Origin of the sequence: Gabonibacter chumensis (genome assembly GCF_024741215.1) — a bacterium.
Taxonomy (GTDB): Bacteria; Bacteroidota; Bacteroidia; order Bacteroidales; family Marinifilaceae; genus Gabonibacter; species Gabonibacter massiliensis.
The window spans coordinates 465,983-481,564 of record NZ_JANSKB010000002.1 but is presented as its reverse complement, the minus strand read 5'-3'; the positions used below and the strand labels follow the sequence as shown (position 1 = coordinate 481,564).

Genomic DNA, 15,582 nt, shown 5'->3' with positions numbered 1-15,582 from the left:
TCGTACTTTTGCGCACCGATTTAATATAGTTCTTTCAACATGACGAGTAGAAGATTAATTAGAATTAAAGTATTGCAACTTCTCTACGCTTTCTCTAAAAAAGAGGGAAACACGATAGCCGAAGGTGAAAAAGATCTGTTTAAAAGTATATCTAAAAGTACGGATTTATACTATTACATTTTTCTATTAATAACAGAAATCCAACGCAAGGCTTTTCTAAAAATTGATGCGGCCAAAAACCGAAAAGCACCGACGCGGGAAGATCTAAATCCCAATACTCGATTTATTGAAAATCCGGTTATAGCTCAAATCGCCGGTAACCGGAAATTCAAAACCTATATCAATGCCAATCTGATTTCCCTGAACGATACGCCTGAAATCATAACCAAACTTTACAATCATCTGACGGAATTGGAATGCTACAAAACCTATATGGAAAAGACCGATATCAGTTATGAAGATCATAAAAAAATGGTATTGGATATGATCGTCGGTCTGATCGCTCAGGATGAAGAATTTTTTGAAACGATGGAAGAAAAAAATATCTTTTGGAATGACGATTTCGACCTGGTGCTGAGTATTGTATACAAGACAATCAAAAATATGAAATCGAATTTCAAAGAAGAGGATCTGTTTTTCATCGCCCTCTACAACGAAGAAGAAGATTACGATTTCGCTAAAACACTTTTCAGAAAAACGATTTTAGACAAGGATACGAACACGGAAATCATCGATAAATTCGCTTACAATTGGGAAGTAGACCGGATTTCGGATATGGATAAATTGATTATGAGCACTGCCATTACCGAATTGAAATATTTCTCTTCCATACCGGTAAAAGTAACCTTGGACGAATACATCGAGATTTCAAAATCCTATTGCTCTCCTAAAAGCAGTGGTTTCATTAACGGGGTATTAGACAAAGTCGTAACCCTATTGAAAGAGAACAACGAAATTCAAAAGATGGGACGTGGACTCATGGAATAAAGTAAAGGGTGGTAAACCACCCTTTACATTCTAAACTAAACTAACCAAACTTTTGTAATCACTACAATAGTAAATTTTACGCTATACAAGCACTCCGGTAAATTTATAAGTTGTTTTTAAAAAAAGCAAGTTTTTATTAATATTTAGATTGCAATTTTTCTATTTTATAGTTTTTTATATAATCCATCGCCTCTTCCACGGAAGATAAAACTTCAAAAATACGGTCGTATCCGGAAGAAATGAATCCCTCTTTTTGAATGGTATGGATAAAAAGAAAAAAATATTCATAGAAATCATTCGTGTTCAAGAATACGATCGGCTTATGATGCTCTCCTAACTGTTTCAACGTAACCACCTCCGCGATCTCCTCCAGCGTTCCCCACCCTCCAGGCAACGCGATAAAAGCATCAGCCCGCTCTCTCAATAAACTCTTACGCTCTTTCATATCATCAACAACCGTTAACTCGGAAATATCCCGGGCCGCAACACCCCGATCAACAATACATCGAGGTATAATCCCGACAACCCTTCCCCCTCCCTTCAACGTAGCTTCGGCAACCACCCGCATTAACCCGCAAGTCGTCCCCCCGTAAACCAAATTCCATCCCCGGGCAGCGATTTGTTCCCCCAACAGAGATGCTGCACGAACGTAAGTCGGGTCGATTTGTTCTGAAGAAGCACAAAAAACACAAATATTCATACCATTCAATTTATTTTCTAAAAAAAATACCGCTTAACAATCGTCGAATCTAACAAAATCCGAACCATTGAAAAGCAGTACTATTTTATACGCTACATCAAGCGTCAATCGTGGCGTAAGTAGCGTTTTGTTCGATGAATTGCCGTCTTGGCGGAACATCATCTCCCATCAGCATGGAGAATATCCGATCCGCTTCGGCAGCATTTTCAATGGTGACCTGTCTTAACGTCCTGCCGTCCGGAGACATGGTCGTATCCCACAATTGTTCCGCTGTCATCTCTCCAAGACCTTTGTAACGTTGAATATGCAGGCTATTCTCTTTACCACCGCCCATCTCCTGTATCAATTGCAGTCTCTGTTCTTCCGTCCAGCAATAACGCTGCTCCTTCCCCTTCTTCACGGAATAAAGAGGAGGCGTCGCAATATAAAGATAACCGTTCTCGATAACCGACCTCATATAACGGAAAAAGAGAGTCATGATCAACGTGGCAATATGCGCACCATCGACATCGGCATCGGCCATAATAATAATTTTATGATAACGTATTTTCTCAAGGTTTTCCGCCTTGCTATCCTCAGCCGTACCTATCGTGATTCCCAATGCCTGGAATATGATTTTAATCTCTTCACTCTCCCATACCCGGTGGGCCATCGCTTTCTCAACGTTCAATATTTTTCCGCGCAAAGGCAATATAGCCTGAAAACGACGATCCCGTCCTTGCTTGGCCGTACCCCCCGCCGAATCTCCCTCGACCAAAAATATCTCACAATTTTCCGCGTTATTATCGGAACAATCAGCTAACTTACCGGGAAGACCGGAACCGGAAAGCACCGTTTTACGCTGTACCAATTCTCTGGCTTTACGAGCCGCATGACGGGCTGTCGCCGCCAATATGACTTTATCCACAATAGCTCTGGCATCTTTCGGATGCTCTTCCAAGTAGTTGGCCAACACCGTACTTACCGCTTGCGCAACGGCTGTTCCGACCTCCGTATTTCCCAACTTGGTCTTCGTCTGGCCTTCGAATTGCGGTTCTGCCACCTTCACGGAGATAATTGCCGTCAATCCCTCCCTGAAGTCGTCGCCATTGATTTCAAACTTTAACTTATTCAACATACCCATATTTTCGGCGTAGGTTTTCAAAGTCTGCGTCAACCCGCGCCGGAAACCGGCCAAGTGCGTTCCCCCCTCCATGGTATTGATATTATTCACGTATGAAAATATGTTCTCTTTAAACTCCGTGTTATAATGTAACGCCACTTCAATAGGTATACCGTTTTTCTCCGTAGTGATATGAATAGTTTCATCTATCAGTTTCTCCCGGTTGGCGTCCAAATATTCCACAAATTCTTTCAGTCCCTCTTCGGAATAGAAAACCTCCGATTTATATTCATTCGTATCGGGATCTATCATCCGCTTATCCGTAAGCGACAAACGAATACCTTTATTCAAATAAGCTAATTCCCGTAAACGAGCCGCCAAGATATCGTATTTGTACTCGGTTACGTAAAATATCGTATCATCGGGTTTAAATAAAATCGTCGTTCCGGTACGGTCCGTCTCTCCGACAACCTCCACATCTCCCAGAGGAGCCCCTTTGCTATACTCCTGTTTCCAAATTTTTCCTTCGCGATATACCAATGCCACCAATTTCTCCGATAAGGCATTCACGCACGATACGCCAACCCCGTGCAAACCGCCGGACACTTTATAAGAACCTTTGTCAAATTTTCCTCCGGCATGCAAAACGGTCATAACGACCTCCAAAGCAGAACGATTCTCTTTATGGTGCTGCGCTGTCGGTATTCCCCGCCCGTCATCCTCCACCATGATCGAATTATCTTCGTTTATCGTGACTTCTATATTTTTACAATAACCGGCTAATGCCTCATCAATGGAGTTATCCACGACCTCATATACCAAATGGTGTAACCCCTTCGTGTTCACATCCCCTATATACATGGAAGGCCGCATTCGAACGGCTTCCAATCCTTCCAACACCTGAATACTATCCGCAGAATACTCTTTTGCTGCTGCTTGCTCTAATTCTTCACTCATTGATTTATATATTTTATTTTTATTCCTGTAAGCAATACCATCCTCTTTCTCAAACATGCAAATATAAACATTTTTGTCTAATAAAACGAGCAGAATACAAGATATTTTCGCGGGGAAACAATACCGTCAAAACATCTGATAATAAACATATTATATCACATTTCATCTTCCATTGACCAGCAGATTGGCCATAAAAATCGTATCTTCAAGAACCGGTGTCAAACAGAGGCAACCCGATACGATTTTTCCTTCTTCAACCATCAAGGGAAAATTCTTTTTCGTTTCTATATAATAGCGATAAGCCTCACCTTGGTGAGAAAAACATTGCACTCGAAATACCCCTTCACTCCCTTCTGCCACATAATGCCTGGAAAGAGAGAGAGCCACAATCCCCATCGTGTATCTCAAATTGATTTCCACGCAAGGATGAATCCTATATTCACCCCGTTCGTCCCGATAAATCATCATATCGACCCCGAGGCAACCGATATAATTTTTACCGTATAACCTTTCTATAACCAGATTTACGGTATCCCGCAAAATCAGAAAATCTTTTTTTCCGACATAACGCGTAATTTTCTCTTCGATTTTTTCCTGTTTTCCCACGTAATTCCCCTTGTATCCACCTTCCCCTCCCACGTAAAAATCAGACAATCCCAAAAAAGAGGAAGTCCCGTTGTCGTCAATCTCAAACTCCATGGCAAAATCCCGTACCTTATCCCACATTTTTTCTACCATTACATATTTCTGCCTATGGAATATTCCATTCAACCATTCGATCGTCTTGGAGGTCAGTTTTCCTTTCTCAAGCATAAACACTCCCCTTCCCGAAGAAGACCAAGGCGATTTTACAACGATACTCCCCTTTTCCGATAATCTTTTAACCTCTTCTATCGAATAACATACCACCGGGACAAGCTCATCCGAAAAATCCATATAAGAGCGTAAAATGTGAAAATAATCGATCACTTTCCGGCGACTATACCACTCCTCCCGTCCCGGACCCCATTCCCCCATGACGCTCTCCGTAAACCCTTTTTTACAATGAGATTTCAACTTTTTTAATAAATAATGCACTCTGGGACTCCATCCCCAAGGACGCAATTCATCGAAAAAAATCCGACCTGCTTCTTCCCAGGTAATTCCAGATTCGACCAGACCAGGAAAAACCTCGCACTCTTTCTTAAAACAATCCGCTAAAGGACTGTTTAACAGCACGAAATCTCCTTTATCTGCCAAAAAGGCCGGCAAAAATGCCAAATCGTTCATCATCTTCATAATCTTCACGGGAGGAGTGTAACTAATTCGTCCATTGGCAATTGCCATCTCGTTATCCGAATTAAAAAAGTAAAGATTTTGCATCATGTTAAAATTTTGTGAACAACAACACACCATCGTGGTATATTTTTTGTAATATACATACAAAATTATCGACAAAAAGCGGTTAAACAAAAAAAAATTATATAACGTTATATATATTAATCATTCTATAACATAATTAACGAAACCTTTTTTAAGAATATAAGTATACACGCTTATGTGTCGATAATCGGTTAATGACAGAAAATTTAAATGAGATGATTTTACAATTAGCATTCGTTCTAACAGCTATCATTGTCGGAGCCCGCCTTGGAGGTATCGGGCTCGGCGTCATGGGTGGCATCGGACTTGGAATTCTTACTTTCGTTTTCGGCTTACAACCGACGGCTCCTCCCATCGATGTAATGTTGATGATTGTGGCCGTAATATCCGCGGCTGCCTGTATGCAAGCTGCCGGAGGATTGGATCTTATGGTAAAAGTAGCCGAAAGATTACTCCGTAAAAATCCGGCCCACGTAACCATTTTAAGTCCCTTGGTAACTTACATTTTTACGTTCATCGCCGGAACAGGTCACGTGGCTTATTCCGTACTGCCGGTAATCGCAGAGGTCGCCACGGAAACCAAAATCCGCCCCGAACGTCCTTTGGGAATCGCAGTCATAGCCTCCCAACAGGCTATCACGGCCAGCCCCATCTCCGCGGCGACGGTTGCACTATTAGGATTATTGGCAGGATATGATATTTCTCTGTTCGATATACTGAAAGTCACGATTCCCGCAACCTTGATCGGGGTATTGGCAGGAGCGATCTATTCCATGCGGGTAGGAAAAGAGTTGGTGGATGATCCGGAATACCAAAAACGATTGGCCGACGGAGAATTTTCCAATAAAAAATACCAAACCCAGGATGTAAAAAATAAAAGAAACGCCAGCATATCCGTATTCGTCTTTATTATAGCTACGGTATTTATCGTACTCTTTGGCTCTTTCGACAGTTTCCGTCCCTCCTATTTTATCGACGGGGAAACCGTCATTCTCGATATGCCTTCAATCATTGAAATCCTAATGTTGACAGCAGCAGCTTTAATACTCATGTTAACGAAAACCAACGGTTTAAAAGCCGCACAGGGTTCCGTGTTCTCCGCCGGCATGCAGGCCGTTGTCGCTATTTTCGGTATCGCGTGGATGGGTGATACTTTCCTGCAAGGAAATATGACAGAACTAAAAAGCTCCATTGAAGGAATCGTTACCCAAATGCCCTGGTTATTCGGAATCGCCCTTTTCGCCATGTCTATTTTGCTTTATAGCCAGGCCGCAACGGTAAGAGCTTTTATGCCCTTAGGAATCGCCTTAGGCATATCTCCTTATATGTTAATCGCCATGTTCCCGGCTGTAAACGGCTATTTCTTCATACCTAACTATCCGACCGTCGTTGCAGCTATTAACTTCGACAGAACAGGAACAACTCATATCGGAAAATACATATTAAACCATTCATTTATGATGCCCGGTCTTATCGCCACGGTTGTCGCCGTGGGACTCGGTCTGTTATTTGTCCAAATTTTTTAATAAATATAGCTTAATCGTTTAACTAAAATCGAGAAATCATGAAAATGTTAAAAAGAATCAGTTTGGTGATAGCCTTAGCGCTATTCTCGGTTGCAACCGTATTTGCACAAAAATTACCGAACATCCACATTCTTGCCACGGGAGGTACGATCGCGGGTACAGGATCTTCCAGTACGGGAACGAATTACACGGCCGGTCAAGTTGCCATTGGCACCCTGCTTTCTGCCGTTCCTGAAATTCAGAAAATTGCCAATGTTACCGGTGAACAAATCGTAAAGATCGGTTCACAGGATATGACAGACGACGTGTGGTTAAAATTAGCCAAAACCATCAACACCTTGTTAGCCAGGAAAGATATCGACGGTATTGTGATCACTCACGGGACCGATACGATGGAAGAGACCGCCTTTTTCTTGAATTTAACCGTAAAAAGCAATAAACCGGTAGTATTGGTCGGAGCCATGCGTCCTTCCACGGCATTAAGTGCTGACGGACCGTTGAACCTTTACAATGCCGTTGTTGTGGCCGGAGCCAAAGAATCCATGGGCAAAGGCGTATTGGTAGCCATGAACGGCATCATTTTGGGTGCTCAAAGTGTACTGAAAATGAATACCATTGACGTACAAACATTCCAGGCCCCTAATGCTGGTCCCCTCGGATACATCTACAATGGAAAAGTTTTCTATAACCAAAGTCCGTTGAAAAAACACACCACGCAATCTATTTTTGATGTAACCAACTTAAATTCTCTTCCGAAAGTGGGTATCGTTTATAGTTATTCAAATATGGAAGGCGATGTCGTAAAAATGATGACGAATAGCGGATATAAAGGAATTATTCATGCCGGCTTAGGAAATGGCAACATCCATAAGAATGTATTCCCGGAATTGATTAACGCACGTAAAAAAGGTATACTTGTCGTTCGCTCAACCAGAGTCCCGACAGGTCCCACAACCTTAGATGCCGAAGTAGATGATAATCAATACCAATTCATTGCTTCTCAGGAATTGAATCCTCAGAAATCAAGAATTTTATTGATGCTCGCCTTAACAAAAACCAACGACTGGAAGACGATCCAAGAATATTTCAACGAATATTAATCTGATTCTTTTATAAAGATAAACACCCTGGCACACAAGCCGTAAAAAGAAGGTCGCCGGGGTATAAACCAAAAGAAAACGCTATCTTATGAAAAAAATAGTATTATTAGTATTGGTAATGGGTTGCGTACAAGGACTTTTTGCCCAAAGTACATCCAACGAGAAAACGCTATTCGAAAGGGTTTCCAAAATCGAAAAGAAAGTAGACTGGTTCCACCTTTATTTGAACATGCAAGGAACATTCAACGCCAATTTTAACTACGAGGGTGTAAACGGACTTCAACAGGCTGCTTTCAAAATGAACCAATTGCGTATCGAGGCCAAAGGTAATGTTACCCCGTGGTTATCTTATCGCTGGAGACAACGTCTGAACCGGGGAAGCGGTAACGGAAGCACGAATATCGATAATATGCCGACCTCTATCGACATTGCCGGAATCGGAGTAAGACTGAACGATCAGTTCTCTTTCTTTGCCGGTAAGCAATGTACCGTATACGGAGGTATCGAATTTGACCTCAATCCGATTGAAATCTACGAGTATTGCGATATGATCGAATACATGAGTAACTTCATGACCGGATTGAATATCGCCTTCCAGGCCAGCGAAAACCACCAAATCCAGTTTCAGATCTTGGATAGCCGGAACGGTTCAGTAGAAGAGACCTACGGTGATATCAACGAAGTAGGTATCGGTAACGGCCGGGCACCGCTCGTGTATACTTTAAACTGGAACGGTAATTTCTTCGACGGAGCTTTTAAAACCCGTTGGTCTGCCTCCATCATGAGTGAAGCTGAAAAAAAACAGATGTATTACTACGCTTTGGGTAATGAATTAACCTTGGGTGATTTCAATATGTATTTCGACTTTATGTATTCCGACGAAGATTTGGATCGTAAAGGAATCATGACCGACATTTTAGGCGGTAGAAACAATCTGGACAACCACGTGGCGTTCAATGCCAAATACATGTCGATGGTAGTCAAATTCAACTACCGCGTGGCCCCGAAATGGAACGTATTCATCAAAGGAATGTACGAAACGGCCTCCATATTCAAAGCTACGGACGGAATTGAGAAAGGTAAATATCGTACTTCTTACGGTTATTTGGCAGGTGTGGAATACTATCCGATGGAAAGCAATCTGCATTTCTTCGCTAACTTTACCGGACGTTCTTATAATTTCACACACCGCGCAGCAGGTTACAATAATTACGATACTCAACGGGTATCCGTCGGATTCATTTACCAGTTACCGATGTTCTAATAAAAAATCCGGCAGTCTAAATCTGCCGGATTTTTTAATTCGTTTATCCCCCCTCCAATCACCCAATCCCTTAATCATCTATTCGGATTATTCGCTTTTCAGCGAATGGACCGGATTAAGAGTAGCCGCTTTGTAACTCTGCCAACCCACCATCAATAAGGCCACGATACAAGCAAAAACACCGGCGACAATAAATATCCACCAACTAATCCCGATCCGGTATACATACCCGGATAACCAGTAGTCCGTGGCCCACCAGCCGATCGGACAAGCAATCACGAAAGCAAACAGAATCCACCGGAGAAAACCGGATATCAACATCCCCAGTACTTCCCGGATCGAAGCTCCGTTTACCCGGCGTAAGCCGATCTCCCGCAATCGTTGCTGAATAAAATAGGTGGACATAGCCAATATGCCCATCATGCTCAACATAACGGCTAACAAACAAAAAATACTTACCAGAGAAGCGGTACGTTCGCCCTCTTGGTACCACAAATTAATTCTATCGTCCAAGAAACCGGAATCATAAGGACGTCCTTCGATGAATTTCGCGTACACTCTTTTTACCTGTTCATATGCCTTTATCGGATCTCCGGTAACTCTCACCAATATTAGAGATCTGCTGAAATCATTACTAAACGACACCTCTAACGGTCCCATCTCCTCTTTAAAACCGGCAAAATGAAAATCATCCATAATCCCCAAGATGGGAATAATCCGCCCGTTCCGTTTGTATGAAGTAGGTTCACCTTCCAGTTCCAGGTTTTTTACGGCCGTACGATTCAGATAAACCCCCGGACCCGTTACTCCGGTAGGAGTCACCGGTATATTGAAAACAGAAAAAAAGGCCGTGTCCGTACAATAAACGGTAAAACCGATCCACTTACCTTCGGATTCGAACGTGTTGTTATCCCCCCAAAAACCGGGAGCTCCCGAAGAGAAAGTATAACTTTTTACTTCCGGCAATTGAGATAATTCGCTTCTGAATCCGGCATCCTGACCATAAATCCTGTTCGTCAACCAAATAACGTTCTCTTTGTTAAAACCCAAATAATAATTTCGCAGATAATCCGTTTGTCCCCGAATGACCAAAGAGCCGATAATCAAAACAATGGTTACGACAAATTGAAAACAGATCAATACCTTACCGTAAACACTCTTGTTCTTCCGGTGAAACATCCCTTTAACCACCTCCACGGAATTAAAACGGGTGATCATCCAGGCAGGCATGATTCCGGCAACAATACCCGTCAAAACAACAAATCCCAAAATACCGACAAAATGAAAGAAAGAGAAATGGTCTTTGATAGATATTTCCGTCTCCAACAAGGTATTGAACAATGGCTTCATACTTACAGCCAATATCGCCGCTATGACAAAAGCAAGCATGCAAAGCCAAACGGACTCTCCGATAAACTGTTTGTAAAGATTGGCATTACCAGACCCCAACAATTTTTTCACGGCAGCCTCCTTCGCTCGAAATCCGGTACGGGCCACCGACAGATTATTGTAATTGACCAATGCCAAAAGAAAAATAATAATTACGATTGCCGTCAATATACTGACCAATACTTTACTGTTTCCGTGCGTAGCGACTCCGTCGTATTCGCTGAAATAAATATTTTGTAAAGGCTGCAAATCGAAAATTTTCGCCCTACCCGATTTATAAATCCAATAACTCTCCTTGAAATCAGCCAATATCCGGGGAATCTTCGAGATCAAATCGGCACCCGGTTTAGTCAAAAAATAGAGTCCGAAAGAGTTGTTATCATTGTTTTTCAATAGTTCCGGACTCCCCCACATCCGAGCAAGATACTCAAAGTTAACCACGGCATCACAAGCGTTAAAATGAGTATTTTTCGGCAAATCTTCCATGATCCCGGTTACCTTCAACCGGTGCTGCTCATTGAGTTCCACCTCCTGTCCGAGAGCCGATCTGTTCCCGAACAGCTTTCTTGCATAAGAGCGGGTTAAAACAATACTTTGAGCCGTGCACAATACTTCATCCGGATCTCCCTCCAACAAACGAAAAGAGAAAATATTAAAAAAAGAGGAATCCGCCATAAGAATATTTATGTCCGACTTCTGCCCCTGTTCGTCGGTAACAATGACATTTTGCTGAAAGATACGGGTATACGATTCGATTTCCGGATATTTTGAAGCTAACTCTCCTCCCACCAAAGTGCCGAAATAAGAACCGTAATCGGCAATCGCCCTGTAAATCCTATCTTTCTTACTATGGAAATCATCTACCGACAATTCCTGATGAATATATACGCTCAACAAGATAACAAAAGCCATGGAAAAGGCAAAACCCGAAAGGGTTATAGCAGAATAAAGTTTATTTCTCCTCAGGTTCCTTAGAAATATTTTCAAATTCGATAAATTCATGCTGTTTATTTTTAGTCAAGAGAGAGGTATCAACCCCTATGCCATAAAAACAGCACACTCATTTACAGCAAAATATACTAAAACGACTCTCTTGTCCTATCAAAAAATCATACAGTACGTGTATAATTTTTTGTCATTACTCTTTTCTCCCAAAATCTCGATTTCGAAAGGACAAAGATAAAAGTATGATCTAAAGATTCACTTCATGGTATTAAGTTTTCATCATTATTTTAGCTTTACCCATTTGACAGCATCGGCCACGACCAATTGGGTTCAACCTGCCATCACTTTCGATAGGAGGAACTCCCCCGGGGGATAGAATACAAAGAAAACTCTCATTAAATATAGAATTTGTGAAATTTTGAAAATGTAGTAGCTAAGAATTAGTTCGGAAGTTTCCAAATTTTGTGTAAAAGAAAAACGACAGGAATAATCTTGTCGTTTTCCATTTACACCATTTATTGGACCGTGTCATTCGTTTTTTATTTTAATCGTTCTTTCAATTGCTCTTCCAACCTTTTAACACTCAAATTTCTTCCGATAATCCTATTATTTTCATCGACCAACAAAGTACTCGGGAGCGCTGAGAACCCGTATGAATCAGCAATAGAACCTTTTTCATTTCGATCGCTACCGTGATGTTTCCACGGCAACTTATCTTCTGCAATGGCTTTCAGCCAATTCTCTTTTTTCGTATCACAAGAGATACTTATAATCTCGAATCCTTTTTGGTGAAAGGACTTGTACAGATCTACCAAATGACGATTTTCAACCCGACACGGGCCGCAGTAAGAAGACCAAAAATGAACCAATTTCAATTTTTCTTTTACACCGTACAACGAAAAAGCGTTCCCTTCCGGTGATACGGAGATAAAATCAGGAGCAATAGCCCCTTCCGACATTTCTAATGCTTTCCGTGTTCTTTTCATCTTTTTTTCGATATTGGCCATATACTCTCCCACTCTCTTTTTGTGGAGCTCTTCTCTCTTTTCATTTCCCAAAGAAGCATAGCGTTCTTTTATCAACTCCCACTCCCGCAACTCGTAATCGACAGCTTGCACCCGATCTCCCAAACTGTAATCGAACTTCCGAACGCCACTTACATAATTGAAAATACTCCTGAACAACATAACAGTAGTAACAAATGCATCCCTATCGGACTCAAATAAAGCTGTCTCTTGTTTTTCATAGGCTTCGATCATTCGTGTAAATACTCGTCCCAACGAGTCTTTTCCCGCCTCGTCAACAGCCACATATTCATTGATCAACCGCTCCTTTTCACCGATCAATCGTTTTTCATTATCATAAAATCGGGTAGCTAACTTCCGGGCTTCACGTTCTTCTAGAACGATATTCTGTTGCTTGTCGGGAGTAACATATACCATAAAATCACCGCCTTTCAACAAAAAGTCGACCCGTCCGAGCAATTTGTTCCGACCGGACACAATTTCGATATAAATCTTGCGCTCTCCCTTCACCTGGCCGTTTAATACAAAACGACCATTTATATCTTCCGTTACAGCCAAAGTGTCCCGTTGACCGTTCTCCTCGGAGATTAACAACACTTCGACACGCCAATATCCACTAAAAACTCCGGCAATACGGTACTCTTTCTTCCCACTACAGGAAAGCAAAACCAAAAACATCAAGCTTACAAAAAGTCGCATAACAGTTTATTTAATTGTAAAATAAAAAATTCAGTGATTAGGTGATTAAATAGATTTACGATTCCGATTTGTTAATTATAAATTTAAAGATAACAAGCTCAATCATAAATCTAAGATTGATTTTAGACCTCATAGACCTACCATTCAGTGATATAAATTTAACCTCAACAATCGTTGAATCTCCTTAATCACAAAATCACCAATCGCATTATTTTCCTTTCCTCCGTACCAGTATCAAAATTCCCAACAACAGGATAAAAAGCGGAAATATCCATTTCAACACGACTGTCAAAACTTCAGCTACAAACAAAGGAAGGTATAGTTGACTATCGATCTTCCGTGGACGGCTGATATTAACAGGCAACTCACCGTAAGACAACCAATCGAAGGTAGATTCAATCAACGTGTTATTAGTAGCGTTAATCCCTCTTCTCCTTGCTTCAAGCTCTCCCATACTGATACAATCGGCATCCCCCATTACGACAATTCGTTGTTCTCGTCCGTTACACTTCCGGTTCAAAGCAAGCATCGTAACTTTTGTTCCCGCTTGTTCTCCACTCACCGTATCCAGGGAGGGTAAATCATTAATAAAATCGACAGTCTGCAACTCGTTCCAGCCGTTCGTATCGGTAGTAACCAGCAACGGAGTCACCGCAAATCCCTTATCTTCAACAACATTAATAGCCGAGGCTCCGGGCATCGTATAAAAATCGTAATGCATTCGACTATAATACCGAGAGAATTCGTATGCTTCCGGTGCGATTTTACACAAGATCAGATTAGCAGGTTGCTCATACAAAGGTTTTTGCACCAACATCCCTGCTTCATAACGTAATCCCAACCGCTCCATCAAAGGTTGTAAATAGATATTATTTTTAGGCTTTCCGGCAAGAATCAGATTTTTCCCACTATCGATATAATCTGTCAACATAGTTAACTCTTTTTCGGTAAAGGCTTCTAAAGGTTCCGCTACCACTAAAATATCCAAAGAATCCACTCCTTGTACGCCCCGTTCTAAACGCACCTCTTCGACATCAAATCCTTGATTGATCAAAGCCAAACGATAACTCTTTTCTGCCATCATATAAGAATAATCCCGATTTTTATCGCCTGAAATAGAACGTGCACCGTGATCCGAGACAAAACCGACTCGAGGCAATTTCATCGCAACCCGCTTTAAAGCAGCAGTAATTTCCATCTCCGAAGGGAGTTTTCTGGAGTCGTTATACGAACGTAAAAAAGTCTTCTCTCCACTCTCCCGTTCAATCAGACTCACGAAACGATATCTCTCTTCGGAAAGATCAATTCGGGCATCAATCTGCGCGGGTGTAAGATAACGACTTAAACGGGTATCATTCAATTTCACCTCGTTTTTCAACGCCTCGTTCAATGTTTTACCGGAAAAATAATATTGAAACATTCGACTCGTCGTATCCACGTGATAATAAAAAATATAGTTCAACTCCGTCTCCGGCTTAAACCGCAGATATCGTTCATAACGAGCCATGTCTCTTTTAATGTGTTTATGAGTTATACGATAATTCATACTCATTAAATTCACATACGTCGTAATCTTCAAACCGCCGTTCAGTCGAGAAACAATTTCCTGGCTCGCCGGAGAAAGAGTATTGATTTTATCACAAGTAGCATCGTAATACTTCTTCATTACAGGTCGTGAAGAGAGATATCCCAACAACATCGTTACAAGAAAAATCACCAGATAACGCCCCAATTTACCCGAAAAAGAGCAACGTTCTCTTCTCAATTGCATTTTAAGGATGGCAAAACAGAGAAACATTATGCTCAAAATAACAAAATAGATTAAATCCTCACTCGATATGATCCCATCAATAAAATGATCGGCACGTTTACCGATGGCCAGCCAATAAGTGATTTCTCGAATAAAAGCATACCCCTGTCCTATACTTGAAACTATCTGCAAACAAGCAAGCATAAGCAACATTCCGATAGCGGACACAATAGGGTAAATAGTTAAAGTCGACATGAATAGACCGATAGCCGCATAAAGTCCGAATAACAAATATAAACCGAACAATCCTGTCAACACAGCTTGCCATTCGAAAGATCCCACACAACACCAGGCAATAATCACGTAAACGAACAAAATAAATACCACGAGCAACCCGTACAACATAATCCCCAAGTACTTCCCCAATACAATATGGTAACTGGATATTGGTGCAGAAAAAAGTAATTTAATGGATCCTCTGTTAAACTCTTGACTAATCAATCCCATCGTTAACAATGGCATAGCAAAATAAAGCATAATCTTTACGCTTCGCCATAACCCTCCTCCTAACTCATAAAATATACTTTCCGAAATACCGTAAAATTGCTGTGGTTCTATATCCTGGTACTGTGCCATTCTTTCCAAATATCCCATAAAAATCGAACTTGACATAAATACCAAACAAACCAGCAGTAACCAAGCCACGGGAGAATAAAACAGGTTGGCTAACTCTAAACGGGCTATTTTATATATTATTTTCATAACACTACATTTAT

The 15,582-nt window shown here is 41.3% G+C and carries 10 protein-coding genes; 4 read left to right on the top strand and 6 right to left on the bottom strand.

Going from position 1 to position 15,582, the window contains the following annotated elements; all coding sequences use genetic code 11:
- Positions 1-39: 39 nt before the first annotated feature.
- The gene (gene nusB / locus NVS78_RS08725) at positions 40-987 is read left to right on the top strand and encodes a transcription antitermination factor NusB (protein WP_286358850.1); all 948 of its coding nucleotides are present in this window, start codon (positions 40-42) and stop codon (positions 985-987) included.
- 136 nt (positions 988-1,123) lie between these two features.
- Here the strand turns inward: nusB and NVS78_RS08720 are convergent, their stop codons facing one another.
- The 3 genes from NVS78_RS08720 to NVS78_RS08710 all read right to left on the bottom strand — a co-directional run bounded on the left by NVS78_RS08720 (position 1,124) and on the right by NVS78_RS08710 (position 5,111).
- A complete protein-coding gene (locus NVS78_RS08720; protein WP_286358849.1) occupies positions 1,124-1,687 on the bottom strand; it encodes an LOG family protein in 564 nt (187 codons plus the stop codon).
- Positions 1,688-1,784: 97 nt separating this feature from the next.
- Positions 1,785-3,746: a DNA topoisomerase (ATP-hydrolyzing) subunit B gene (gene gyrB, locus NVS78_RS08715; RefSeq protein WP_041503689.1), complete on the bottom strand. Its 1,962-nt coding sequence runs from the start codon at positions 3,744-3,746 to the stop codon at positions 1,785-1,787.
- A 162-nt stretch (positions 3,747-3,908) separates the two neighbouring features.
- On the bottom strand, positions 3,909-5,111 hold the full coding sequence (locus NVS78_RS08710) for an ATP-grasp domain-containing protein (protein WP_286358848.1): 1,203 nt from the start codon (positions 5,109-5,111) through the stop codon (positions 3,909-3,911).
- Between the two features lie 212 nt (positions 5,112-5,323).
- Between NVS78_RS08710 and NVS78_RS08705 the strand changes: the two genes are divergently transcribed.
- From NVS78_RS08705 to NVS78_RS08695, 3 genes are all read left to right on the top strand, one after another.
- The gene (locus NVS78_RS08705) at positions 5,324-6,634 is read left to right on the top strand and encodes an anaerobic C4-dicarboxylate transporter family protein (protein WP_286358847.1); all 1,311 of its coding nucleotides are present in this window, start codon (positions 5,324-5,326) and stop codon (positions 6,632-6,634) included.
- 38 nt (positions 6,635-6,672) lie between these two features.
- Positions 6,673-7,734, top strand: coding sequence for an L-asparaginase 2 (gene ansB / locus NVS78_RS08700; RefSeq protein WP_286358846.1), 1,062 nt, complete (start codon positions 6,673-6,675; stop codon positions 7,732-7,734).
- 88 nt (positions 7,735-7,822) lie between these two features.
- Positions 7,823-8,998: a porin gene (locus NVS78_RS08695; RefSeq protein WP_286358845.1), complete on the top strand. Its 1,176-nt coding sequence runs from the start codon at positions 7,823-7,825 to the stop codon at positions 8,996-8,998.
- Between the two features lie 87 nt (positions 8,999-9,085).
- Here NVS78_RS08695 and NVS78_RS08690 read toward each other — a convergent pair whose 3' ends face one another.
- The 3 genes from NVS78_RS08690 to NVS78_RS08680 form a co-directional block, all read right to left on the bottom strand.
- A complete protein-coding gene (locus tag NVS78_RS08690) occupies positions 9,086-11,389 on the bottom strand; it encodes an ABC transporter permease (RefSeq protein ID WP_286358844.1) in 2,304 nt (767 codons plus the stop codon).
- A 482-nt stretch (positions 11,390-11,871) separates the two neighbouring features.
- A complete protein-coding gene (locus NVS78_RS08685) occupies positions 11,872-13,056 on the bottom strand; it encodes a TlpA disulfide reductase family protein (RefSeq protein ID WP_286358843.1) in 1,185 nt (394 codons plus the stop codon).
- Between the two features lie 208 nt (positions 13,057-13,264).
- Positions 13,265-15,568, bottom strand: coding sequence for a Gldg family protein (locus NVS78_RS08680; RefSeq protein ID WP_286358842.1), 2,304 nt, complete (start codon positions 15,566-15,568; stop codon positions 13,265-13,267).
- Positions 15,569-15,582 lie beyond the last annotated feature (14 nt).